This is a genomic window from Acinetobacter sp. YH12156, assembly GCF_013418235.1.
Classification (GTDB): domain Bacteria; phylum Pseudomonadota; class Gammaproteobacteria; order Pseudomonadales; family Moraxellaceae; genus Acinetobacter; species Acinetobacter pseudolwoffii.
Genome location: NZ_VPCL01000001.1, coordinates 515,697 through 539,499, shown reverse-complemented (window position 1 = coordinate 539,499; position 23,803 = coordinate 515,697). Strand labels below are relative to the sequence as shown.

Below are 23,803 nucleotides of genomic sequence, written 5' to 3'. Positions count from 1 at the left end.
TTTCTACAAAGTCGTTATTTCTGCCAGATCAATGGGGTAGAGAAGTGTGTTTTGGCGTTAAATAGTGTTTAAAAATAAACTATTTAATTTGATTCGCACAATACAGCTGATAAAGCGTAGTCAATACCACAATCAAATTTTGATCTTTAATTGAATAATAGATCTGTTTACCATCCCGACGGGTATTCACTACATCACTTTTGCGCAGCATCATCAGTTGCTGGGAAAGCGTCGGTTGTTTAATGTCGGTAATATCTTCAATTTGTGAAACATTCAGTTCCGCTTGAGAGAGATGGCATAAAATAAGGAGACGGTCAGTATTGGCCAGAGATTTTAAAATGCCGACGACCTGTTCTGCTGAATCGCGCATAGTCGTGATTTCAAAATCGGTTTTCATCTCATATGTCCATTATAAAATTACAGCCCGCACATTATAAGGGGCTCGATGATTAATACATTGATATAATATTTAAATATTATCGGGTTTTAATCAGGTTAAACATTAGTTAAAGTTATATTTTAAACGTTGATAAATAATATAAAATCATCGAATTATTTAAAAAATATTTTGGTTTAAATTACTGCGATCAAGTGCAAATTCCATCAAACATCTACAAACGAAAAAAATGCTTGTATGATGTTTAAATGACTTGAACCAATAACATCAGGGATATCATCATGAGTACAGATTCAGCTTTTCCAACACTAAATAATTTAGGGATAGCGGTTTATAGTAATAATGCAGACGCAATTGGAAATACACCGCTAGTTCGTATTAATCGTGTAATTTCAGCTCCGGTAACTGTACTTGCTAAAATTGAAAGCCGTAATCCGGCCTTTTCAGTCAAATGTCGTATTGGTGCAGCATTAATTAACGATGCAGAAAAATCTGGAAAACTCAAACCCGGTATGCACATCGTTGAACCCACCAGTGGCAATACCGGCATTGCATTGGCCTTTGTGGCAGCCGCTAAAGGTTATGAACTGACGCTCACCATGCCTTCAAGCATGAGTATTGAACGCCGTAAAGTAGTCAAAGCTTTAGGAGCCAATCTGGTCTTGACCGATCCGGCCAAAGGCATGAAAGGGGCGATTGAAGCAGCCGAGAGTCTGTTGAATGAGAACCCGGAGCAGTATTTCCTGCCACAACAGTTTGAAAACCCAGCCAATCCTAAAATTCATGAAGAAACCACCGGCCCAGAAATCTGGGAAGCTACGGCGGGTAACGTCGATATTCTGGTCGCAGGTGTCGGAACAGGCGGAACCATTACCGGTATTTCGCGTTACTTTGAGAAAGTTAAAAATAAGCCTCTATATTCGGTGGCGGTGGAACCTGCTGAATCTGCAATTATTGGTCAGGCCAAACGCGGCGAAACGCTGACACCGGGACCACACAAAATTCAAGGTATCGGAGCCAACTTTATTCCGAGCAACCTGGATTTAGATCTGGTCGATGAAGTGATTGCCATTAATAGCGCAGAGGCAATCGAGTGGGCACGCAAAACTGCAGCTCAGGAAGGTATTTTGGTCGGCATTTCAAGTGGTGCGGCCATGGCGGCAGCGGCACAACTGGCTGCACGCCCTGAAAATGCCGGTAAAAATATTGTGGTGATTTTGCCAGATGGCGGTGAACGCTACCTGTCTTCGGTTCTGTTTGAAGATATTTCTGCCGAATAAAATTGATGCATTCAATATTTTAAACACTGCTATAAAAGCCCGAAGTCATCTTCGGGCTTTTATTTGGTTCTTGGATGAGCATCCAATCGCAATACCGCTTTATCTTTCCTAAAATATTTAAATGAAAGACTTGACCTTGCCATGCTGGGAATGTTTAAGCTATAGCATCGGCAGCAAGTTGATGCATGGAGATGGGCATGGCAGAACAAGACAGCATCCGGCTATATGAACAGCAGGTGCAGATTGGCGGTATGACCTGTGCATCCTGCGTGGCTCGGGTCGAAAAAGCCTTGAAAAAAATTGAGGGCGTGGTTGAGGCATCTGTCAACCTGTCGACTGAAAAAGCTTTTATTAAAAGCCAGCAGCCGATTGCTGCCGCTGTGCTAGTTCAAGCAATTGAAAAAACTGGCTTTGATGTACCGACGCAACAGTTTGCTTTGAATATTGAAGGCATGACCTGTGCATCCTGTGTGGCTCGCGTAGAAAAAGCCCTAAAAAAAGTAGAAGGTGTACTGGATGCACAGGTCAATCTGGCCACTGAAAAGGCGCATGTGAGTCTAATCAATTCTGTGCCATTGTCCAAGTTGACTCAGGCGGTACAAAAAGCCGGGTTTGATCTTCAGGCTGACCGGATTGAACTGGCTATTGAGGGCATGACTTGTGCCTCTTGTGTGGCTCGGGTGGAAAAAGCCTTATTAAAAGTCGATGGTGTCAGTACAGCACAAGTGAATCTGGCGACAGAAACCGCTTGGGTAAATGCATCACATCGTCAGCTTCCAGCCTTGATTGCAGCAGTGGAAAAAGCAGGTTTTAAGGCCACCGAGAAATCGAATAGCCAGCTTTCAGCCGATAACCAGCAGGCATTTCAGGACAAGAAAGCCGCTGAAACGGTGCAATTAAAACGTGACTTATGGCTGGTACTAATACTGGCGCTACCGGTATTCATTCTGGAAATGGGGTCGCATCTGATTCCGGCCTTTCACCATTTTATTGCGCATACACTGGGCACACAAAATAGCTGGTATCTGCAATTTGTGCTGACCACGCTGGTCTTGCTCTTCCCGGGACGTCGTTTTTACCAGCACGGGATTCCGGCATTATTCCGTTTCGCTCCGGATATGAACTCGCTGGTGGCAGTCGGCACCATTGCAGCTTATGGTTTTTCCTGTATTGCGACCTTTTTTCCGCAGCTGTTACCCCAGTCCACCGTCCATGTATATTTTGAAGCGGCAGCTGTCATTGTTGCGCTGATTTTACTGGGGCGGTATCTGGAAGCCAAAGCCAAAGGTAAAACCTCAGAAGCGATTCAGTATCTGGTCGGCTTGCAACCGAAAACCGCACGGGTACAGCAAAATGGCGCTTGGGTCGATCTGGACATTGCCGATGTACAGCAAGGTATGCTGATTGAAATTCGTCCGGGTGAGAAAGTCGCTGTAGATGGTGAAGTGATCAGCGGACAAAGCTATATTGATGAAGCCATGATCAGTGGTGAACCTTTACCTGTAGCCAAACAGGCAGGCGACCAAGTGGTTGGCGGTACAGTCAACCAGAATGGTACTTTGCAAATCAAGGCAACTGCGGTAGGTCAGAATTCCGTTTTGGCACAAATCATTCAGATGGTGGAGCAGGCACAAGGCTCGAAACTACCGATTCAGGCGGTGGTGGATAAAGTGACTTTATGGTTTGTACCTGCCGTCATGGCACTGGCGGCCTTGACCTTCATGGTCTGGTTCCTGTTTGGGCCTGAACCCAATCTGACCTATGCATTGGTCAACGCCGTGGCGGTGCTGATTATTGCCTGTCCGTGTGCGATGGGGCTGGCAACGCCGACCTCAATTATGGTCGGAACTGGGCGTGCCGCTGAACTGGGCGTGCTGTTTCGTAAGGGTGAAGCTTTACAGTTATTGCAGCAAACCCAAGTCGTCGCACTTGATAAAACCGGAACCTTGACTGAAGGAAAACCGTTGCTGACGGACTTTGAAGTCACAGCAGATTTTAATCAGCAGACTGTATTGCAACTGGTGGCTTCGGTTGAAGCCAAGTCAGAACATCCGATTGCCCATGCCATTGTTCAGGCAGCTCATGAGCAACAACTGGAACTGAGTGAAGTCACAGATTTTGATTCGATCACCGGCGCAGGGGTCAAGGCACAGGTAGCTGGTCAGCAGCTGCATATTGGGGCTGAACGTCTGATGCAGAACTTAGGTCTAAATGTCGATCTGTTTCGGTCTACTGCACAAAAACTCGGTGATCAGGGCCGTAGTCCCTTATATGTGGCGATCAATCAAAAGCTGGCGGCGATTATTGCCGTCGCGGATCCGATTAAAGCAACTACCTATAGTGCGATTCAGGCCTTGCATGAGCAGGGTCTAAAAGTAGCGATGATCACCGGTGACAATCAGCATACCGCGCAGGCCATTGCCAAACAGCTGAAAATTGATCAGGTAATTGCGGAAGTTTTACCGCATGAGAAAGTGGATGCGGTACGTCAACTCCAGCAGCAATATGGCGTACTCACTTTTGTCGGAGACGGAATCAATGATGCCCCGGCACTGGCACAGGCTGATGTTGGCATGGCGATTGGTACAGGCACCGATGTTGCGATTGAGGCAGCCGATGTGGTGTTGATGTCAGGTAATTTACAGCATGTGGCCACCGGAATTGGTCTGAGTCAGGCCACCATGCGCAATATCCGGCAGAACCTGTTTTGGGCCTTTGTCTATAATATTGCTTTAATCCCGATTGCTGCCGGTGTGCTCTATCCATTCTGGGGCATCTTGTTATCGCCGATGTTTGCCGCAGGTGCGATGGCATTGTCTTCCGTGTTTGTTGTCACTAATGCTTTGAGATTAAAAGCCTACAAATCGGTACAGTTCAAGGAGCAAGCAGGATGAATATTGGTCAGGCGGCAAAACGTTCCGGCATCTCTGCAAAAATGATTCGTTATTATGAAGACATCGGGTTGTTGCCTGCTGCGAAACGAAGCGATGCAGGTTATCGGGTTTATACTGATGCGGACATTAAAACCTTAAGTTTTATTCAACATGCACGCGAACTCGGCTTTTCTTCAGAGCAAATGAAAGAATTACTCGGCCTGTGGCTAAACAGCTCACGTCAGAGTAGCGAGGTGAAACAGCTGGCCGAAAAACATATCCAGTTTTTACAACAGAAAATTGCCGATATGCAGCATATGCTGGTGATATTACAGCAATCGGTGGAGCAGTGTGCCGGCAATGAACAGTCCGATTGCCAGATTTTAAAACAGATTGAACAGGGTGTCGTCCCTGAGCAGCACTGAGCTGATCTGCAGCTCAGGTTAAATATAGTCTACCCAATCACATTAATTGTTAAAGCGATCCTATGGAGCCAAATATGAAATTCCGTATTGAAAATATGACCTGTGGTGGCTGTGCACGCAGTGTGACTGCTACGATTAAAGATCTGGATGAAAATGCCACCGTTCATATAGATGTGGCGACTAAGCTGGTCGAAGTTGAATCGACAGTCACTGAGTCCGAGATTGTCGCGGCTTTAACCGAAGACGGATTTCCGCCAATTGCTGCTTGATATTTGTTAAGTCATTCAATTGAAATAAAATGCCGGATTCAATCCGGCATTTTTTATTATAGGGCTTAGACTGACGAGATTTTATCCGGGGTCATCAGCGCCTGATTAATATACAGTTTAATCAGACGTTCACGCGAACCAATCGCTTTTTGATAATTGGTTGAATTTAATAATAGTGAAGCTCCATAAGTCACGGTCCAGATATAAGACAAATAATCCCGAATCGACATGGCACTTTCTAAAGCCACCAGATAATCATGGGTCATGTCTTTAATCCGGATAATCCGTTCTTCGCGAATCCGATAAAGCTCCTGAAATAAATCTTTCAGGTTTTTTTCATTATTGGTTAAACGCTCTTCAATCACATGCAACAGGATGGTGCGATTGGAATTGAGCATGTGATAGAGCATATATTGCGAAACATAATTTTTAATATCGTTATTATATTTTTTTGATATTTCCAGGATTCTTTTTTCATTCAGAATAATTAGTTCTAAATATAACTGGTTCTTGCTTTTGAAATGCTTGTAGATCGTTCCTTTCGCGATGTCCAGTTCACTGGCAAGTTCACTCAGGGTAATGTCCTGATTATTGTCCAGTAGCAGGCTTTCAGCCATGCTCAGGATCTTCTCTTTACGAAGAAGGAAGTTCTGCTGTCTTACAGTCGTCATCTTCTTGGTCCATATTTTTCGAAAAAGAACCTTTCAAGAATATTCAATTTTACCCAAGATAGCTATAAAACTAAGGTCGTGATATTTATCTAATTTTGTATATTTATGCAGCAACTGCTGACAATGAAAAATATATATGGTGTCAGTCTGGAAATATTGTCAAGAAAACTGAACCCTAGAGATCAACTTTGCTAAATAAAATTCCATTTTCAGCATAATTATTTTATTGTTTCAGCACATCAAGTGAAATCATTATTCGGTTTAAGACCGTCCTGGCAAAGGATTATAGTGGTGAATAAAGAATCATTTTAAGCCTGCTTGGTTCAGTAAATAACGGTGACATAAAGCTTGGGTTTTTAAATTTTATGTCGCTTATTTAGTTGAATGAGATTTACTGCTGGATTAATTCGAGATGATGATTTTCGATTGATATGCATTGATTGAAGTAAAATCATAAAAAAGATTTTCATGAATCAATGATTATAAAACGCTCAGCAACAGAATTGAGTATCACCAGTTAAGGAATGTAAGAATGCCTATTTATAATGCGCCGCTAAAAGACATGGAATTTATTTTAAATGATGTGTTTCAAGCTGAACAATTTTGGCAAGGTAATGAAAATCTTGCACATTTAGATATGGCAACTGCAAATGCAATTCTGGAAGAGATGGCCAAATTTTCCAAGAATGTCATTCTTGACCTGAATCGTCCTGCGGATGAAGAAGGTGGTGCTCAGTTTAAACATGGTGAAGTGACCACACCTACAGGCTTTAAAGATGCCTTTAAGCAGTTTGCTGAAGGTGGCTGGGTAGGTTTAGGTGCCAGTGAAGAATGGGGCGGGCAGAATATGCCAAAAATGCTGACCGTGCTGGCCGATGAAATGATCTGGAGTACTAATCCATCATTTATGCTTTACCCGCTGTTAACCGTGGGTGCAGGCATGGCGATCAATGATCGTGCTTCACAAGAACAGAAAGAAACCTATTTACCAAAATTCTATACAGGCGAATGGTCGGGCACCATGTGTCTGACTGAGCCACATTCAGGTACTGATCTTGGCATAATCAAAACCAAGGCTGAACCCAATGAAGATGGCAGCTATAACATCAGCGGTACCAAAATCTTTATTACCAGCGGTGAACATGACCTGAGTGAAAATATCATTCATCTGGTGCTGGCAAAAACACCAAATGCACCCGCCGGTTCACGTGGCATTTCCCTGTTTATTGTGCCGAAATTTCTGGTGAATGCAGATGGTTCACTCGGTGAACGTAATGCAGTATCTGCGGGTTCAATCGAACATAAGATGGGAATTAAAGGCTCAGCGACCTGCGTCATGAACTTTGATGGTGCCAAAGCTTATATGGTCGGTAACGAAAATGAAGGACTGGCCGGCATGTTCGTGATGATGAACTACGAACGTCTGTCGATGGGAATTCAGGGCATTGGCGCGGCAGAATTTGCTTATCAGAATGCGGCACAATATGCGACAGACCGTTTACAGGGACGCGCCTCGACCGGTGCGAAATCACCGGAAAAACCAGCCGATTCGATTCTGGTACATGGTGATGTGCGCCGGATGTTGCTGAATGTGCGCGCCAACAATGAAGCATCTCGTGCCTTTGCTGTCTATGTCGGTCAGCAGCTGGATATCACCAAATATTCGACCGATGCTGAAGCGGTGCGTAAAGCGACCGACCGTGTGGCTCTGTTAACCCCAATTGCCAAAGCATATCTGACTGATAAAGCATTAGATTCTGCACTGGAAGCGCAAATGTGCTTCGGTGGTCATGGTTATATCCGTGAATGGGGTATGGAACAATGTATTCGCGATCTGCGCATTTCACAAATTTATGAAGGCACCAATGGTGTGCAGGCAATTGACCTGATTGGCCGTAAAACTACCAAATGTAAAGGTGCTTATATTGCAGAGTATATCGCTGAAATCCGCGAGTTCGCCCAAGGTCTGGATGATTCATTGACGATTAAAACGGCGACATTAGAGACCTGTCAGCAACTGGAAGACATCACCAGCTTTATCGTCGAGCAGTCTCAACTGAATCCGGACTTTGCTAACTCGATTGCGGTCGATTATCTGCATGCGGTGGGTCTGCTCAGTTTTGTGTATATGTATGCGCGTATCAGCAAAGCTGCAGCAACGAAAGACGATAGCTATTTCCAGAACAAATTGGTACTGGCGAATTATTATGTCGCCAAAGTTCTCCCGGATTTGAGTGCCCGAATTCAACGTATTCAGGCAGGTACAGAACTGGTCATGCAATTACCTGAAGACTATTTCACTGCACAGGCTTAAACCGGCAAGTATTGCGAAGGACAAACACTGCAGAGCTTCTGCTGTGCGGTGTTAAATAACAATGATGAAAAAGGATGAGATTAGAATGATTGTAATTGTAGAAGCTGTACGTACCGCAATGGGCGGTTTTCAAGGCTCACTTTCAAGCTGTACGGCGCCTGATTTGGGTGCTGTGGCGATCAAGGAAGCTGTAGCTCGTGCAGGTTTAACTGCAAACGATATTGATGAAGTCATTATGGGCTGTGTACTGCCGGCGGGTTTAAAACAGGGCCCGGCACGTCAGGCCATGCGTCAAGCCGGCTTACCGGATTCAACAGGTGCCACCACGATCAATAAAATCTGTGGCTCAGGCATGAAAGCGGTGATGCAGGCAGCAGATGCAATCAAAGCGGGTTCGGCTGAAATTGTGGTCGCAGGTGGCATGGAATCTATGTCTAATGCGCCATATTTGATGGACAAGGCACGTGCCGGTTTCCGTATGGGACATGGCAAAGTCACGGATCACATGTTCCAGGAAGGTCTGGAAGATGCAGAAACAGGTCTGTCGATGGGAATTCTGGCACAGGAAATGGCAGATAAAAAAGGTTATACACGCGAACAGCAGGACGATTATGCCATTGGCTCATTAAACAAAGCGGTGACGGCTGTTCAGCAAGGCTTCTTTAAAGATGAAATCGTAGCAGTCACTGTCAGTAACCGTAAAGGCGATGTAGTGGTTGAGCAGGATGAACAACCTTTAAATGCCAAAGCAGACAAAATTCCAAGCTTGCGTCCAGCCTTCAAAAAAGACGGAACCATTACCGCAGCAAATGCCAGTTCAATTTCAGACGGTGCTTCAGCACTGGTGGTCACCTCTAGTGAAATTGCTGCACAGCGTAACTTAAAACCGCTGGCTAATATTCTGGCCTATGCCAGCCATTCGCAGCATCCTTCGGAATTCACCATTGCACCTGTCGGTGCGATTGAAAAAGTCCTGAAAAAAACCGGTTGGGATACCGCCGATGTGGACCTCTGGGAAATCAATGAGGCTTTTGCCATGGTGACGATGCTAGCCATTGATGGCTTTGAACTGGATACTGCAAAAGTCAACATCAACGGTGGCGCATGTGCGCTCGGTCATCCACTGGGGTCTTCTGGTTCCCGTATTATTGTGACCTTGATTCATGCCTTAAAACGTACTGGTGGCAAGAAAGGCATTGCCGCACTGTGTATCGGGGGCGGTGAAGCAACTGCGATTGCAGTGGAACTGGTTTAAGTCCAGCCAAAATTCAATGCTCGAATTAGCAAAATTAATTATTGATTGATTTAGACGCTAATGCTCTTGGTTCACCAGGAGCAGATGCCTCTTTATTTTATATTTTTGAGATTTTTTATGAACGGTTTAGAGCGCATTCGTTTGCTCCCATTACAAGATAAAGTCGTATCTGTCGAAAAAGCACTACAACTGATTCAAGATGGCGATGTAGTTGGTTTAAGTGGTTTTGGGGGGGCAGGTGAAGCGAAAACTGTGCCTTTGGCCTTGGCTGAATATGCACAGAAGTATCCAATTCATATTACCTTGGCGACAGGTGCAAGTCTGGGGAACCGGATTGATGGAAAACTCAATGAAGCACATGTCATAACCCGCCGTTATCCTTATCAGGCAGATCCTTCTTTACGTAAAGCGATTAATGCCGGTGAAGTGATGTATGTCGATCAGCATCTCTCTGAACTGGCCGATAATATCCGTCATAAAAACCTGCCAGCGATTAATGTGGCTGTAATTGCTGCAACTGCGATTACTGAAGACGGTCAGATTATTCCGACAGGCTCTTGTGGAAATTCTGCAAATTTCATCGAAATGGCAGATTGGGTCATTATTGAAATTGATATGACGATTAATCCCGTGCTAGAAGGTGTTCACGATATCTATGTACCTCAAGCGCGTCCAAACCGCGGGCCAATTCCTCTAACCCAAGCCAGTGGCAAAATTGGAACAATCGGGATTCATGTTGCACCTGAAAAAATTTCTGCGATTGTCATCAATGAGATTCCAGACACGTCCTTTGGCATGGACGAACCGGATCAAGAAACGCTGGCGATTGCCAGTCACCTGATTCATTTCTTTGAACAGGAAGTGGCAGCAGGGCGTTTACCTGAAAATCTGGGGCCGCTGCAATCAGGTGTGGGCTCCGTGGCCAATGCGGTCTTTGCCGGCTTTGAACATTCCAATTTCAATAATCTGGAAATGTATTCTGAAGTCTTGCAGGATTGCACTTTCCAGCTTATCGATTCAGGCAAGATGACCTTTGCTTCAGGTTGCTCCATGACCCTGACCGATGACTGTGCCGCACGAGTGATGAACAATTTTGATCGATACAAAGATAAAATTGTCTTGCGTCCACAGGAACTTTCCAATAATCCTGAACTGATTCGCCGTCTTGGGATTATTGCGATTAATACAGCACTTGAGTTTGATATTTACGGAAATGTGAATTCAACCCATGTTACTGGAACCAAGATGATGAACGGTATTGGAGGCTCGGGAGATTTTACCCGTCATGCGCATATTGCCATCTTTGTGACCAAATCCTGTGCCAAAGGTGGTGCGATTTCTTCAGTCGTTCCCCTAGTCAGCCATACCGACCATACCGATCATGACGTTGATATTCTGGTGACTGAGCAAGGTTTAGCAGATCTGCGTGGTTTGGCACCGCGTGAACGTGCCCGCAAGATTATCGATATCTGTGCTCATCCAGATTACCGCGAAAGTTTAAATCATTATTTTGAGCGTGCCTGTGCGCGTGGTGGTCAGACACCGCATTTATTGAATGAAGCTTTGTCTTGGCATGCCCAATTTGAAGAAACCGGTTCAATGAAAACCGCTTAATACGTTTAATCACATTGATCGTCAAATAAAGCCCGTCGTATACGGGCTTTATTCATTTTATTACATTCAGTTTTTTGTCGTTTAGAGATCATTTGGATGATTTAAAAACTTTTTCCAGTACATGCCGATGTATAAATCGAAGCTTGTCTTTTACCGCTTCGGTCAGCTTGAATGGGTAGGCGTCTTCCAGACCCATACAACGGTTCAAGGCATTTAAATTAAAGGTTAAGGTAACCCAGTTTGCAAGAATATGTTCAACATCCTGTCCGCCAATTGGACATTCTTTAAAATCCATGCTGGCCAGATAGCCACCATTGCCAATAACGCGGATTCCAGCATAGTAAGCAGTTTCCAGTGTTTCCATCATATGCAGATAATGCGCCCAGGTTTCTGCCCAGTCTTCCCAGGGATGTGCGGTGGCATAAGCACTAATATAGTTTTCCTGCCAGTTGATCGGGGCGCCGTCATTATAATAAGTTTGCAGCGCCTCACTGTAATTTTGCCGCTCATCGCCAAAATAATGACGAAACTCTTCAATCAGTTCCGGATGTAAGTGTTGCATCAGTGCAAAATAGTAATGTCCGCTTTCATGGCGAAAATGGCCCAATAAAGTCCGGTAATTTTCTCCCATATTCACGCGTGTTGTTTCACGATACACCACATCCGCTTCAATCGCATTTAAAGTAATCACACCATTGGCATGACCAATCAAAACCGGCTGATCATCTTCAGGCAGTAAAAAATCAAAACGCAGGCCAAATGGATCATCTTCAGATTTTTTGGGGCGTGGCATCATGTTCATACGCTGCGCCAAATAAAGGAAGCGGCGTTTGGCCTCTTCCAGTCGAAACCAGTAAATCAGGTTCTCTGAATTTTCCAGATCAGGAATCACATGAGTGAGTTGACAGGACTCACAAAAATCTTCATCTTCATTACTGGGAATCATCCAGTTACATACCTGATAGTGCGTATAGTTATGACAGGGTTTATAACTGGCATGCTGATAACTTTTGGAGACTGGAATCCATTGATCAGCACTCTGCTTTTTAAATGCGCACAATTCTTTTTCCGAAGCGACATAGCCGATTGGTGACATACAATGATCACAGACTGATTTGTAAAAAAATAGCTGTTGCTGGCAGACGGCGCATTCAAAATGTTTCATCTAAACTCCCTGTAGGGAAGCAAACTGTCTAGAATATTTATCAGAAATAGATATAAGATCAGTCCAGAATGCCTACCTAAATTTCATCCTATTGTAATCACATCATAAAAATTTTAATAAAAACTCTATATGGCTGAATTGTAAATGGAGGATGCTTGGCATTATATTGTGAGCTAAATAACTCGTTATTTTTAATAGAAAAAGATTGCTTAGAGGAATACAAATTGACAGATGATCTGTTTTTGCAACAAAGCCAGGTTAAGGTGAAATTTAAAATAATATGAACATTAGAAAAGCTACTGTTCAGGATACATCTGCTATCGTAGAAGTCATTGCACCATTTGTAGAGGCTGTCACTACGGCAGAAGAGGGACGCTTACGTTTTAAAGCTGAAGCGATTCAAACCATTTTTGAACGGCCAGATATTTATTATTATGTGGCTGAAATTGACCGCAGAATAGTCGGTGTTGTGGCTTATATAGCGCCGGCACATTTCATGCATTTTTTCTTGAATAAGGCTTATCAAGGTCAAGGTTACGGTCGCCAAATGTGGCGCTTTTTAGAAAAACATATTCGTAGCCAAGGTCATCAATCTATTACTGTAAAATCCAGTTTATATGCTTTGGATATTTATAAACGCTTCGGTTTTGTTGAAATGGGCGAATACACTGAGGAAAATGGCATTCGTTTTATTCCCATGCGAAAAGACTACTTAGCTGAAATTTAAACCATCTAAAAACAATCCAAACTTTCCGCTATTCACCTTCACTCCATTTTTAATTAGTCATGCCTTTTACTTAGGCATAGAATTGGTTCACTTTTGTTATATATGCAAATCATTTTATGGCAATCAGCTGGATCTTTTTCACCTTAATGGCTGCATTTATGCAGGCATGGCGTAATGCATTTCAAAAACAGCTGAGCACTACGGTCGATGTTTGGGGGGTCACGCTGGCACGGTTTATCTTTGCCTTGCCCTTTGCAATAATCTATCTGTCCAGTCTTTATCACTTCAAGCCCGTTGAAAATATTATCCATTTTACTCCCAGGTTTTGGGTCTATATTGTGATTGCTGGTTCAAGCCAGATTTTAGCAACTGCATTGATGGTGAAGCTGTTTCAACAAAAAAATTATGCGATTGGGGTCGGTTTGGCTAAAAGTGAAGCCATTCTTGCCGCCGTCATTGGTGTCGTGTTTTTAGCCGATCATTTATCGGTACTGGCCTGGATCGGTGTGGTACTCGGTGCTTATGCTGTATTCCTGCTGAGTAAAGGCCAGCAGATCAGCGGATTTTCTGCCCAGACCTTAGCGATTGGAATCGGCAGCGGCTTAAGTTTTGCGATTACCTCACTCTTGGTCAGGGAGGCGAGTCTGGAGCTAAGCACATTGCCAACTGTCCATCGTGCTGCATGGGTACTGCTGATGGTCATCAGTTTTCAATGCATCAGTATGCTGATCTATCTGAGTCTATTTAGCCGCCAGACTTTAGTGGCCATGTGGCAACGCTTGAGATTAACCTTTAAAGTCAGCGTGTGCAGCTTTATGGCATCGCTGGGCTGGTTTACTGCCATGAGCATGATGAGTGTGCCCGTTGTCAAAACACTAGGTCAAATCGAGATTTTATTTAGTATGCTGATTTCTGCATATTTCTTTAAGGAGAAACTGGCACGTGCCGAGCATTGGGGGCTGGGCTTGGTGGTGATCGCTGCGATTTTGGTCATTTGGGCTTAATGCTGACTCCATCTTGATAAAAAAAAGCCACTGATGATGATCAGTGGCTTTTTTCTTTTTTTGAGCAGTTTAAGCTGCAATAAATGCCTGAACTGCCTGATTGAACGCTTCAGGTTGCTCGACATTGGAAATATGCGATGCATTGATTTCAAACAGTTGGCTATTGGCAATGCTGGCTTGCATCGACTGACCATCAGCAACAGTCGTTACAGGATCTTGCTGACCTGCCACAATCAATACAGGAACTGAAATTGTCTTTAACTGTTCACGTAAATCCGCTTTAGCCAAAGCTTCACAGCAACTCGCATAACCTTCCGGGCTGCCAGCTCCAAGGTCGTTTGAAAGTTCTGCAACAATTGCTGCGTTGCTTTGAATAAAGGGTTCGGTAAACCAGCGTGATGCTGCGGTCGATGCAATCGGTGCCAAGCCTTGCTCACGCACCAGTGCAGCACGTTCCAGCCAGGCCTGTTCCTGACCGATTTTGGCTGCCGTATTACACACAATCACTTGGTTAAAGCGTTCTGGGCGGTTAATTGCCAGCCATTGACCAGTCAGACCCCCCATGGAAATGCCACAGAAAGCAGCTTTCTGGATATTTAAATGATCCAGTAGATTCACTACATCTTGACCCAGTTGATCCAGGGTATATGGCCCTTGTGGTGCGCTCGAGCCACCGTGACCACGGGTGTCATAACACACCACGAAATAATCTTTCTGGAAAAATTCAATTTGTGGCTGCCACATGCTGAATTTGGTGCCCAATGAATTGGAGAACACAATTGCAGGCTTAGAGGTATCCCCAAAAGTCTGGTAATTAATTTGTGCATCGTTAGATGTAAATGTTGGCATTAAAATCCCTCCCGACCTCCCTTTAAAAAAGGGAGGGGAAATTTTTATTAAGTGATCGTGCTTTTAGACGCGTTCGATAATCAAAGCAATACCTTGACCGACACCAATACACATTGAACATAGTGCATATTGACCGCCAGTTTGTTCCAGCTGGTTCAAGGCAGTGGTCACCAGACGTGCACCAGAGGCGCCGAGTGGATGACCCAATGCAATTGCGCCACCGTTCGGATTGACTTTTTCTGAGCCGTCTTCAATGCCTAGATCACGGGTACATGCCAGTGCTTGGGCCGCAAAAGCTTCATTCAGTTCGATCACATCCATCTGCTCTAGCGTTAAGCCGGTTTGAGCAAGTAGCTTTTTGATGGCAGGTGCCGGACCAAAGCCCATGATGCGCGGCTCAACACCCACAACTGTTGAGCCAATAATTTTGGCACGTGGTTTTAAACCGTATTGCGCAATCGCTTCATCAGACGCGATCAGTAGGGCGGCAGCACCATCGTTAATGCCTGAAGCATTACCGGCTGTAACTGTACCATCTGCTTTGACCACAGGTTTCAGTTTTGCCAGAGCTTCTGCTGTTGTAGAGGCACGTGGATGTTCATCTTTATCTACGACCACCGGATCGCCTTTACGTTGTGGAATCACCACCGGAATGATTTCTTTATCAAAGAAACCTTTGGCTTGTGCTGCTGCTGTACGTTGCTGGCTGCTCAGGGCAAATTTGTCCTGATCTTCACGGTTAATCCCAAACTGTTCAGCGACATTTTCAGCCGTTTGCGGCATGGTTTCTACACCGTACATGTCTTTGAGTTTCGGGTTAATGAAACGCCAGCCCATGGTGGTATCTTCGATTTTCTGACTACGGCCATAGGCGGTTTCTGATTTGCCCATGACAAAGGGTGCACGAGACATTGACTCGACACCACCGGCAATGATCAGATGGGCTTCACCCGCTTTAATCGCACGCGCAGCCATGGAGATAGTATCTAGCGATGAACCACATAGGCGGTTGACTGTAGTTGCAGGCACTTGATAAGGCACACCTGCAAGCAGCGCTGACATGCGGCCAACGTTACGGTTATCTTCACCGGCCTGGTTGGCACAGCCATAGATCACATCATCGACCTGTTCCCAGTTCACCGATGGATTACGTTCTATTAAGGCCTTGATTGGAAGTGCACCGAGATCATCAGTACGAACAGGAGCGAGGCCACCGGCATAACGGCCGAATGGGGTACGGATGGCATCGATAATATATGCGTTTTTCATGTTTTTACTTTCCAAATCTTTGAATCCCTCCCAACCTCCCTTTACTAAAGGGAGGCGTTTTTCCCGGAATTTAAAGGGTGAAAGTCCCTCCTTTAATAAAGGAGGGATTTAGGGAGGATTTATGAATTAGTTTTGAGTCGCATCAATCAGCTTGGCGCCAGTCAATGACTGCAATTCTTCGAATGACAGACCTTCGACTTTCTCAATCACTTTCATGCCTTCGCTGGTGATATCAATCACACACAGGTCGGTATAGATACGATCCACACATTTCAAACCAGTCGCCGGATAAGACAGTTCAGCCACAATTTTTGGCTCGCCTTTCTTCGTGACGTGATCGGTGGTGATGAAAACTTTCTTGGCACCCACAGCCAAATCCATTGCACCGCCCACAGCCGGAATCGCATCCGGTGCGCCAGTATGCCAGTTGGCCAGATCACCATTTTCAGCAATCTGGAAGGCACCCAATACCGCGATGTCTAAATGACCGCCACGCATCATCGCGAAGGAATCACCGTGATGAAAGAAAGAACCGCCTTCCAGTAAGGTTACGAATTCTTTGCCGGCATTGATCAGCTCAGGATCGCGGTCTTCTTCAGCAGGAGGAGGACCGAATGCCAACAGGCCATTTTCAGAATGCAGGAATACATCTTTATCTGAAGGCAGGTAGCTGGAAATTTTGGTTGGCAAGCCGATGCCCAGGTTGACATAAGCACCATCAGGAATGTCTTGTGCCACACGTTCAGCGATCTGGTCACGGGTCAGTTTGGTATAGCTCATTATTTATCTCCGATGCCAATTATTGTGCAGGTTTAACTTGAACAACGTGTTGAACAAAAATTCCCGGGGTGATGATGTGCTCTGGATCCAGTGCACCGAGTTCCACGACTTCAGACACCTGAGCAATGGTGATATCTGCGGCCATCGCCATGATCGGGCCAAAGTTACGGGCAGATTTGCGATATACCAGATTGCCCCAACGGTCGCCTTTAGAGGCTTTAATCAAAGCAAAGTCCGCTTTAATTGGATTTTCTAAAACGAAGTCTTTGCCTTCGTAATTTAAAGTCGGTTTGCCTTCAGCCAGCAAGGTACCAAAACCGGTAGGCGTGTAGATTGGACCTAGACCCATACCAGCGGCCTGGATACGGCAAGCCAAATTACCTTGCGGCACCAGTTCCAGTTCGATCTTACCTGCACGGTAAAGTTCATCGAATACCCAGGAATCAGACTGACGCGGGAAAGAACAAATGATTTTACGTACAGCCCCGGCTTTCAGCAGTTTCGCCAAACCGTAGTCGCCATTGCCGGCATTGTTATTGACGATAATTAAGTCTTTGATACCCAATTCGATCAGACCATCAATCAGTTCAGCAGGCTGACCCGCTGTACCGAAACCACCAATCATGATGGTTGAACCATCTTTGATCTGGGAGAGTGCTTCTTTCAATGATAATGAACTTTTATCTATCATAATCTGGTCCTTTCATATCCTAAACTGATGGATGTCTTTAAACTCATTTTGAATCTGATGCTGCAAGCGGAACAGCATTACGGTCTTTCTGTGACAATACAAAGTGCGCCACCAAACCAATACAAATCCCCCAAAAGACTGAGCTCAGTCCCAGGAACTGCATACCAGATGCAGTCGCCAAAAATGTGATCAGGGCAGCATCACGTTGTGATTCTTTGCCCATGGCCACGGAAATATTGGTGGCAATTGCACCGAGCAATGCCAGTCCGGCCAAAGCCGCAATTAATTCTTTAGGCATCAGGCTAAAGAGCATAACGATGCTGCCGGCAAATAAACCGCCTAAAATATAGAAAATCCCATTCGCGATACCGGCGATATAACGTTTTTCTTTCAGCTCATGTGCGTCTTTACCCAAACATAAAGCAGCCGTGATTGAGGCCAGTACAATGGTAATACCGCCTACACAGGCCACCGCAAGCGAAGCAATACTGGTCACACTAATAATAGGTTTGGCCGGCATGTCATAACCGCTGAGCTTGATAATGCTCATGCCTGGTAAAAACTGGCCAGAAAGACTGACTAAAATCAACGGTAGTGCCAGATTCAAGGTAGAGTTCCAGGTCCATTCCGGGGCAATAAATTGTGGAATCGCCAAGCTAAAATCAGCGTTCACCGGGTTAATTTTACCCAGTAACAGACTTAAAACCACACCTGCCACCAATACCCAAACCATGGCATAGCGTGGGCTGAAACGCTTGGCCAGTAAAAATACTGCCAGCATGCCAAACACAATGTAGGGCATGGTATCGGTTGCCGTAAACAGACCTAAACCAAACTGCAATAAAATCCCGGCCATCATTCCGGCAGCCACTTCCTGAGGAATCCAGGACAGCAATTTGTCGAAATAACCGGTGATCCCAATGAAAAAAATCACCACGGCAGAGGTGATATAGGCAGCAACCGCTTCATTGAGCGAAATATCAGGAAAAAGCGTGACTAATAAAGCCGTTCCGGGTGCAGACCAGGCAGTCACCACCGGTATTTTGTATTTAATCGATAAGAAAATACCGGCAAGTGCAGCACCAATAGAAATTCCCCAAATCCATGAAATCATCATGTCTGGGGAAACTTGGGCTTGTTGAGCAGCCTGGAAAAAAATGATTAGTGGGCCTGAATAGGAAATCAGTACTGCTAAAAATCCTGCAACAGTTGCTGAAATTGACCAATCATTTTTTAATGTCTGAAACAGGGTGTTCATTGGTGATGTGCCTCCTTGCGTCAAACCATGATCCTGTTAAAAAAAAGTCATGATCAGGATTTAGCCCTGATCACCACCACCGACCGGTACGACGGTACCAGTCATGTACGATGATTCATCCGAAGCCAGGAATACAATGGCATTCACCTGTTCCTGAATCGTACCGTAGCGACCCATAAAAGTACGGTCAATGGTCTGATCAACCACTTGCTGCATCCAGTCTTTTTCTGATTCAGTCAGCGGATTGGCATTGCGTGGCACTTTACGCGGTGGTGCTTCGGTACCGCCAGTTGCAATCGCATTGACACGAATTCCATCTTTGGCATGTTCAAAGGCGAGGGAAGCGGTCAAACCGTTCACACCACCTTTAGATGCTGAATATGGAACACGGTTAATACCACGTGTGGCAATAGAAGATACGTTTACAATTGTACCTTTCTGATTTTTAATCATTTCTGGAAGAACTGCACGGCAGCACCACAGCGTTGGGAACAGTGAGCGGTTCACCTCCTTGATAATTTCCTCTTCAGAAAATTCTTCAAAAGGTTTCATCCAAATCGCGCCGCCAACATTGTTGATCAGGACATCGACACGGCCATAAGTTTGCAGCGCTTTGGCGACAACAGATTCTGCGCCGGCAAAGGTTTCCAGATTGGCTTTGACAGTAATCGCATCACCGCCAGTGGCTTCAATTTCAGCCAGAACTTCCTCTACAAAAGGGGAAAGATCCGCCATGACGACTTGTGCGCCTTCGTTTGCCACTTGCAGCGCCACACCGCGCCCGATGCCTTGGGCAGCACCGGTCACGATCACGACTTTATTTTCAAATCTTTTTGAACGGTTCATTCTATTCTCCGGTTCAGTCTGAACTTAGTTTGCAGAGAATTTTTCAAACAGGAAGTTTGCAGGTTTAACGCCTTCAGCATCTAACCAGCCGCGAACTGCTTCAACCATTGGCACAGGACCACACAGATAAATATCCACATCACCCGCATTGAGCCATTCTTTTTCGATATGACCGGTCACATAGCCTTTACGCTCATGATTAGATTCTGGATTCGCAATCACAGTACGGTATTCGAACCAAGGGAATTTATCCTGCAGCTCATTTAGTTTTTCAATCGCCACCAGGTCAAAATCATTGGTCACACCAAACACCAGACGCACTGGATGTTCTGAACCTTTTTCTTCTAAGACTTGCAGCATCGACATAAACGGCGCGATCCCTGTACCACCCGCCAGCATCAGCACTGGACGGGTCACATTACGCAGGTAGAAGCTACCAAATGGACCCGTGAAAGTCATTTTGTCGCCAGCTTTGGCATTGACGCTTAAAAATTCACTCATTTTACCGTTTGGCACGTTACGTACCACAAACCCGGTTAAACGGTTACCTGGTTTTGAACTGAATGAATAAGAACGGGTTTCAGTCGTTCCCGGGATACCGACATTGACATATTGACCTGCCAGGAAATGAATATCCGGTTGACCTTCATCTAACTGGATGTCAAAAGTAATGGTCGAGTCAGACAGGTTTTCGACACGCGCCAAAGTACCTTGGAAAGCGTGAATTTCAGTTTTGCAGACTTCTGAAGACGCCTGAATCTGGAACACTGCATCTGAAGTTGGTTTACATTGGCAAGCCAGAATAAAGCCTTCAGCGGCTTCTTCAGGCGTTAAAGCATCTTCAATATAAGTTTCTTCAGGCATGTCAAATGAACCTGATTCACAAAACGCACGACACGTTCCACAAGCACCATCACGGCAGTCCAAAGGAATATTGATCTTTTGACGGTAAGCTGCATCCGACAGTGTTTCACCATCTGAAACAGAAATAAAACGTGTAACGCCATCTTCAAATTGAAGTGCAACATTGTGGTTTGACATGGCTGAATATCCTATATAAATCTTTGTAACTGAGCCTTTCAGCCAATTTTCCATCTGACCGAAAGGCATAACCTAGCTGTAAAAACAGTCTTAGAGGTGATAAATGTCGATAACCTGGTTGATGTAATCGTTTTTCAGTACCACGTATTTGCTTAAAATTTGTGGTTTATCGCCTGAGAAATCGATTTCATAACGAGACATACCGAAATAGCTGTAGCTGTTTTTGTAACGGAAACTCAAAGTGTTCCAGTTAAAACGTACAGTCACTTTGTCACCCTCACGTTCTACAATTTCAATATTGCTGAGGTTATGGCAGGTACGTGTGTCCGGCATGGTTGCAGACGAACGTTCAGTCTTGATACGGAACACACGGTCTTCAAGTCCTTGACGGTCCGGGTAGTAAATCAACGAGATTTCAGACTGTGGATCTGTGGTCAGTTTGTCGTCATCATCCCAGGCTGGCATCCAGAAAGACGCAGTAGGGGCATAACAAGTTAACCAGTCATCCCATTGCTCATCATCTAAAAAGCGTGCTTCCTGATACAGGAACTGCGCAATATTTTCTAAAGTGATGTCGCTCATGCGTTTTCTCCTTCAGTCGATGCTGCAATTTCTTTCTCGGACGCAATACCTTTCTTGATCAGTTCTAACCAGTATTGATGCTGAGCCAGATACAGACCTTCATCTTCAGTTTTAATACCAGACAGTTTTGGTTTTAAACCGATTTCGTTCGCTGCATCGTCCGGACCATGGATCCAGTGTTTTGAACCGCGACACATATCGTTCCATTCCAGCGCGATACCGGCATAACCGGCCTGACAGGCACGGAATTCTTCAAGATCGTCTGGCGTTGCCATACCTGATGCGTTAAAGAAATCCTCATACTGACGGATACGACGTGTACGCGCTTCAGGCTCTTCACCGACAGGCGCGATACAGTAGATGGTCACTTCAGTCTTATCGACAGAAATCGGGCGCAGTACACGAATTTGTGAACCGAACTGATCCATGAAGTAAACGTTTGGATAGATACACAGGTTACGTGAACGTTCGATCATCCATTTCGCCATGGCTTCGCCATATTGCTCGGTGTATTCATCTTTCTTGGCAAAGTTAGGGCGGTCTTCCGGGTTGGCCCATTGCGTCCAAAGTAGCATGTGACCATGTTCAAAGCCGTAAGAACCACCGCCTTGTTTACCCCATGAACCTGCGCTCATGGCACGGATATTGTCACCCGCTTCTTTTTCTTTACGTTGCTGAGTCGTGGCAGCATAGTTCCAGTGTACAGCAGACACGTGATAACCATCGGCACCGTTTTCAGCAGTTAACTTCCAGTTGCCTTCATAGGTATAAGTTGAAGAACCACGTAATACTTCCAGACCTTGCTCAGACTGACCCACGATCATGTCAATGATTTTGGTTGCTTCACCCAGGTATTCTTCCAGAGAAGGAACATCCGGATTCAAACTACCAAACAGGAAGCCTTTATAGTTTTCAAAGCGCGCTACTTTTTTCAGGTCATGTGAACCGTCTTTATTAAAACAGTCTGAATAACCTGCCTCAGCCGGGTCTTTAACCTTTAATAACTTACCGGAGTTATTGAAAGTCCAGCCATGGAATGGGCAAGTATAGGTCGCTTTATTGCCTTTCTTGTTACGGCACAACTGTGCACCGCGATGCGAACAGGCATTAATCATTGCATTCAGTTCACCTTGACGGTTACGTGCAATGATAATGGGTTGACGACCCATATAAGTGGTATAGAAATCGTTGTTGTTTGGAATCTGGCTTTCATGTGCCAGATAAACCCAGTTGCTTTCAAAGATGTATTTCATCTCTAGGTCAAACAGGGCTTGATCTGTGAATACTGAACGGTGCAGTTTAAATTCACCAGATTCAAAATCATCCACCAGCAATTCGTCAATGCGATCTAAATGGCTGGTGTTAATTACGGGAATACGAGGCATGTCCTTTCTCCGACTTTCCTGGGGGGAAGTCAGCGGGATATATCTTTGAAACATACCCCGCTTCTATAGTTGTATTAAGCGCTAGCGCGGCGACGATCAACTTCAGTCGTTGGTGCAGCAGCTTGTTCTTTGACAAGTTCAATATCGAACTGGATGTGTTTGAAAGGACCTTTTAAGCCACGTTTTGCAATTTCAGCTTCATCAGTCACATCCACCGCAGTTGCCACCAGGCCTTCACGGGTTGCGAATGCAAAGTCATCCCACAGGTACTGGTCGCCTTCGATGTTGAATTGAGTGGTCAGCTTGCGGTAGCCCGGTGCAGATACGAAGTAATGCACATGCGATGGACGGTTACCGTGACGGCCTAATTTGTCCAGTACAAACTGAGTTGTACCTTCTGGAGGGCAGCCATAACCGACCGGCATTGTTGTGAGTGCAACGTATTTGCCGTCTTGGTCACTGAAGATAGAGCGACGTAAGTTGAAATCAGACTGTGACTTATCAAAGAATGAATAGTTCCCTAGGCTGTTGGCATGCCAAATTTCAACTTTAGCGCCTTCGATGATATTGCCTTCAGTATCCGTCACTGTCCCTTCAATGATCAACGTTGGGATTTTGTCTGATTCAGAACCATCATCCATACGTGCAAAGCCAACTGACTCTGGTGCACCTGAGACATAAAGTGGGCCTTCAATGGTACGTGGTGTACCACCGCTAATTCCTGCTTTTGCATCTGCTTCATCAGCACGTAGGTCCAAGTAATGCTCTAGACCCAAACCTGCAGCCAATAGACCTAGCTCGTTTGCTTGGCCTGCATCAGTAAAGTATTCAAGACCTTTCCACAATTCAGTTTGTGAAATATCAAGATCTTCGATCGCCTGGAAAAGATCACCGAGTAAACGTACAGTAATTTGCTGTACACGCTCATCTACAGGACCTGTCGCAGTGTCGACATTCATTTGTTTTACTAATGCATCAATTTCTTGGCGATTCATACTATTACTCCTCAGTATATCTACATTCTTTTATGTGGCGCGCTGTTTAGCTTGCTCTGGCTGGCTAAATCTTGCTGGCCACAATCCTTGTTTGGTTACCCTCTGGTCTTGCT

Annotated in this window: 22 protein-coding genes; 9 read left to right on the top strand and 13 right to left on the bottom strand. The window is 45.1% G+C overall.

Annotated features, from left to right (window positions below; all coding sequences use genetic code 11):
* Positions 1–79: 79 nt before the first annotated feature.
* A complete protein-coding gene (locus FTU87_RS02665) occupies positions 80–397 on the bottom strand; it encodes a helix-turn-helix transcriptional regulator (RefSeq protein ID WP_005170781.1) in 318 nt (105 codons plus the stop codon).
* Between the two features lie 281 nt (positions 398–678).
* Between FTU87_RS02665 and cysK the strand changes: the two genes are divergently transcribed.
* From cysK to FTU87_RS02645, 4 genes are all read left to right on the top strand, one after another.
* Positions 679–1,677 carry a cysteine synthase A gene (cysK, locus tag FTU87_RS02660; RefSeq protein ID WP_180096642.1) on the top strand — a complete coding sequence of 333 codons (999 nt, stop codon included), beginning with the start codon at positions 679–681 and terminating at the stop codon, positions 1,675–1,677.
* Positions 1,678–1,868: 191 nt separating this feature from the next.
* The gene (locus tag FTU87_RS02655) at positions 1,869–4,571 is read left to right on the top strand and encodes a heavy metal translocating P-type ATPase (RefSeq protein WP_180096641.1); all 2,703 of its coding nucleotides are present in this window, start codon (positions 1,869–1,871) and stop codon (positions 4,569–4,571) included.
* Positions 4,568–4,975, top strand: coding sequence for a Cu(I)-responsive transcriptional regulator (gene cueR, locus FTU87_RS02650; RefSeq protein ID WP_005096982.1), 408 nt, complete (start codon positions 4,568–4,570; stop codon positions 4,973–4,975). Before FTU87_RS02655 ends, cueR begins: the two co-directional genes overlap by 4 nt.
* 74 nt (positions 4,976–5,049) lie before the next feature.
* Positions 5,050–5,244: a heavy-metal-associated domain-containing protein gene (locus tag FTU87_RS02645; RefSeq protein ID WP_005096981.1), complete on the top strand. Its 195-nt coding sequence runs from the start codon at positions 5,050–5,052 to the stop codon at positions 5,242–5,244.
* 65 nt (positions 5,245–5,309) lie between these two features.
* Here the strand turns inward: FTU87_RS02645 and FTU87_RS02640 are convergent, their stop codons facing one another.
* Positions 5,310–5,915 carry a TetR/AcrR family transcriptional regulator gene (locus tag FTU87_RS02640; RefSeq protein WP_005096979.1) on the bottom strand — a complete coding sequence of 202 codons (606 nt, stop codon included), beginning with the start codon at positions 5,913–5,915 and terminating at the stop codon, positions 5,310–5,312.
* 532 nt (positions 5,916–6,447) lie between these two features.
* Here FTU87_RS02640 and FTU87_RS02635 point away from each other — a divergent pair.
* The 3 genes from FTU87_RS02635 to FTU87_RS02625 all read left to right on the top strand — a co-directional run bounded on the left by FTU87_RS02635 (position 6,448) and on the right by FTU87_RS02625 (position 11,098).
* Positions 6,448–8,229 carry an acyl-CoA dehydrogenase C-terminal domain-containing protein gene (locus FTU87_RS02635; protein WP_180096640.1) on the top strand — a complete coding sequence of 594 codons (1,782 nt, stop codon included), beginning with the start codon at positions 6,448–6,450 and terminating at the stop codon, positions 8,227–8,229.
* 79 nt (positions 8,230–8,308) lie between these two features.
* Positions 8,309–9,484, top strand: a complete 1,176-nt coding sequence (locus FTU87_RS02630) for a thiolase family protein (protein WP_180096660.1) — start codon at positions 8,309–8,311, stop codon at positions 9,482–9,484.
* 117 nt (positions 9,485–9,601) lie between these two features.
* Complete coding sequence (locus FTU87_RS02625; RefSeq protein WP_180096639.1) at positions 9,602–11,098, top strand: succinate CoA transferase; 1,497 nt, start codon at positions 9,602–9,604, stop codon at positions 11,096–11,098.
* An 88-nt stretch (positions 11,099–11,186) separates the two neighbouring features.
* On the opposite strand, the gene FTU87_RS02620 is transcribed toward FTU87_RS02625, so the two are convergent.
* On the bottom strand, positions 11,187–12,263 hold the full coding sequence (locus FTU87_RS02620) for a putative zinc-binding metallopeptidase (protein WP_005096974.1): 1,077 nt from the start codon (positions 12,261–12,263) through the stop codon (positions 11,187–11,189).
* A gap of 280 nt (positions 12,264–12,543) precedes the next feature.
* On the opposite strand from FTU87_RS02620, the gene FTU87_RS02615 reads away from it, so the two are divergent.
* On the top strand, positions 12,544–12,990 hold the full coding sequence (locus FTU87_RS02615) for a GNAT family N-acetyltransferase (RefSeq protein WP_180096638.1): 447 nt from the start codon (positions 12,544–12,546) through the stop codon (positions 12,988–12,990).
* 116 nt (positions 12,991–13,106) lie between these two features.
* Positions 13,107–13,994 carry a DMT family transporter gene (locus FTU87_RS02610; protein WP_180001388.1) on the top strand — a complete coding sequence of 296 codons (888 nt, stop codon included), beginning with the start codon at positions 13,107–13,109 and terminating at the stop codon, positions 13,992–13,994.
* A 69-nt stretch (positions 13,995–14,063) separates the two neighbouring features.
* Here FTU87_RS02610 and pcaD read toward each other — a convergent pair whose 3' ends face one another.
* From pcaD to catA, 10 genes are all read right to left on the bottom strand, one after another.
* On the bottom strand, positions 14,064–14,843 hold the full coding sequence (gene pcaD / locus FTU87_RS02605; RefSeq protein WP_005096968.1) for a 3-oxoadipate enol-lactonase: 780 nt from the start codon (positions 14,841–14,843) through the stop codon (positions 14,064–14,066).
* 63 nt (positions 14,844–14,906) lie between these two features.
* Positions 14,907–16,112: a 3-oxoadipyl-CoA thiolase gene (pcaF, locus tag FTU87_RS02600; RefSeq protein WP_005096966.1), complete on the bottom strand. Its 1,206-nt coding sequence runs from the start codon at positions 16,110–16,112 to the stop codon at positions 14,907–14,909.
* 126 nt (positions 16,113–16,238) lie between these two features.
* The gene (locus tag FTU87_RS02595) at positions 16,239–16,892 is read right to left on the bottom strand and encodes a 3-oxoacid CoA-transferase subunit B (RefSeq protein ID WP_100354809.1); all 654 of its coding nucleotides are present in this window, start codon (positions 16,890–16,892) and stop codon (positions 16,239–16,241) included.
* 19 nt (positions 16,893–16,911) lie between these two features.
* Positions 16,912–17,583 carry a 3-oxoacid CoA-transferase subunit A gene (locus FTU87_RS02590; RefSeq protein WP_005096964.1) on the bottom strand — a complete coding sequence of 224 codons (672 nt, stop codon included), beginning with the start codon at positions 17,581–17,583 and terminating at the stop codon, positions 16,912–16,914.
* 43 nt (positions 17,584–17,626) lie between these two features.
* Positions 17,627–18,841: a benzoate/H(+) symporter BenE gene (benE, locus tag FTU87_RS02585; RefSeq protein ID WP_100328593.1), complete on the bottom strand. Its 1,215-nt coding sequence runs from the start codon at positions 18,839–18,841 to the stop codon at positions 17,627–17,629.
* A 60-nt stretch (positions 18,842–18,901) separates the two neighbouring features.
* The gene (gene benD / locus FTU87_RS02580; RefSeq protein ID WP_074382751.1) at positions 18,902–19,687 is read right to left on the bottom strand and encodes a benzoate diol dehydrogenase BenD; all 786 of its coding nucleotides are present in this window, start codon (positions 19,685–19,687) and stop codon (positions 18,902–18,904) included.
* Between the two features lie 24 nt (positions 19,688–19,711).
* Positions 19,712–20,728 (bottom strand): benzoate 1,2-dioxygenase electron transfer component BenC, encoded by a 1,017-nt coding sequence (gene benC / locus FTU87_RS02575; protein ID WP_180096637.1) that lies wholly within the window; start codon positions 20,726–20,728, stop codon positions 19,712–19,714.
* Between the two features lie 90 nt (positions 20,729–20,818).
* Positions 20,819–21,310 carry a benzoate 1,2-dioxygenase small subunit gene (gene benB / locus FTU87_RS02570; protein ID WP_100328595.1) on the bottom strand — a complete coding sequence of 164 codons (492 nt, stop codon included), beginning with the start codon at positions 21,308–21,310 and terminating at the stop codon, positions 20,819–20,821.
* A complete protein-coding gene (gene benA / locus FTU87_RS02565) occupies positions 21,307–22,695 on the bottom strand; it encodes a benzoate 1,2-dioxygenase large subunit (protein WP_074382752.1) in 1,389 nt (462 codons plus the stop codon). The genes benB and benA overlap by 4 nt, the downstream gene beginning before the upstream one ends.
* A 74-nt stretch (positions 22,696–22,769) precedes the next feature.
* Entirely contained in the window at positions 22,770–23,690 is a 921-nt protein-coding gene (gene catA, locus FTU87_RS02560; protein WP_005170822.1) for a catechol 1,2-dioxygenase, read from the bottom strand.
* Positions 23,691–23,803 lie beyond the last annotated feature (113 nt).

Excerpts from the sequence above, each read along its gene's own strand:
- FTU87_RS02665 (WP_005170781.1), bottom strand. The coding sequence starts at position 397 with ATGAAAACCGATTTTGAAATCACGACTATGCGCGATTCAGCAGAACAG.
- cysK (WP_180096642.1), top strand. The coding sequence starts at position 679 with ATGAGTACAGATTCAGCTTTTCCAACACTAAATAATTTAGGGATAGCG.
- FTU87_RS02655 (WP_180096641.1), top strand. The coding sequence starts at position 1,869 with ATGGGCATGGCAGAACAAGACAGCATCCGGCTATATGAACAGCAGGTG.
- cueR (WP_005096982.1), top strand. The coding sequence starts at position 4,568 with ATGAATATTGGTCAGGCGGCAAAACGTTCCGGCATCTCTGCAAAAATG.
- FTU87_RS02645 (WP_005096981.1), top strand. The coding sequence starts at position 5,050 with ATGAAATTCCGTATTGAAAATATGACCTGTGGTGGCTGTGCACGCAGT.
- FTU87_RS02640 (WP_005096979.1), bottom strand. The coding sequence starts at position 5,915 with ATGACGACTGTAAGACAGCAGAACTTCCTTCTTCGTAAAGAGAAGATC.
- FTU87_RS02635 (WP_180096640.1), top strand. The coding sequence starts at position 6,448 with ATGCCTATTTATAATGCGCCGCTAAAAGACATGGAATTTATTTTAAAT.
- FTU87_RS02625 (WP_180096639.1), top strand. The coding sequence starts at position 9,602 with ATGAACGGTTTAGAGCGCATTCGTTTGCTCCCATTACAAGATAAAGTC.
- FTU87_RS02620 (WP_005096974.1), bottom strand. The coding sequence starts at position 12,263 with ATGAAACATTTTGAATGCGCCGTCTGCCAGCAACAGCTATTTTTTTAC.
- FTU87_RS02615 (WP_180096638.1), top strand. The coding sequence starts at position 12,544 with ATGAACATTAGAAAAGCTACTGTTCAGGATACATCTGCTATCGTAGAA.
- FTU87_RS02610 (WP_180001388.1), top strand. The coding sequence starts at position 13,107 with ATGGCAATCAGCTGGATCTTTTTCACCTTAATGGCTGCATTTATGCAG.
- pcaD (WP_005096968.1), bottom strand. The coding sequence starts at position 14,843 with ATGCCAACATTTACATCTAACGATGCACAAATTAATTACCAGACTTTT.
- pcaF (WP_005096966.1), bottom strand. The coding sequence starts at position 16,112 with ATGAAAAACGCATATATTATCGATGCCATCCGTACCCCATTCGGCCGT.
- FTU87_RS02595 (WP_100354809.1), bottom strand. The coding sequence starts at position 16,892 with ATGAGCTATACCAAACTGACCCGTGACCAGATCGCTGAACGTGTGGCA.
- FTU87_RS02590 (WP_005096964.1), bottom strand. The coding sequence starts at position 17,583 with ATGATAGATAAAAGTTCATTATCATTGAAAGAAGCACTCTCCCAGATC.
- benE (WP_100328593.1), bottom strand. The coding sequence starts at position 18,841 with ATGAACACCCTGTTTCAGACATTAAAAAATGATTGGTCAATTTCAGCA.
- benD (WP_074382751.1), bottom strand. The coding sequence starts at position 19,687 with ATGAACCGTTCAAAAAGATTTGAAAATAAAGTCGTGATCGTGACCGGT.
- benC (WP_180096637.1), bottom strand. The coding sequence starts at position 20,728 with ATGTCAAACCACAATGTTGCACTTCAATTTGAAGATGGCGTTACACGT.
- benB (WP_100328595.1), bottom strand. The coding sequence starts at position 21,310 with ATGAGCGACATCACTTTAGAAAATATTGCGCAGTTCCTGTATCAGGAA.
- benA (WP_074382752.1), bottom strand. The coding sequence starts at position 22,695 with ATGCCTCGTATTCCCGTAATTAACACCAGCCATTTAGATCGCATTGAC.
- catA (WP_005170822.1), bottom strand. The coding sequence starts at position 23,690 with ATGAATCGCCAAGAAATTGATGCATTAGTAAAACAAATGAATGTCGAC.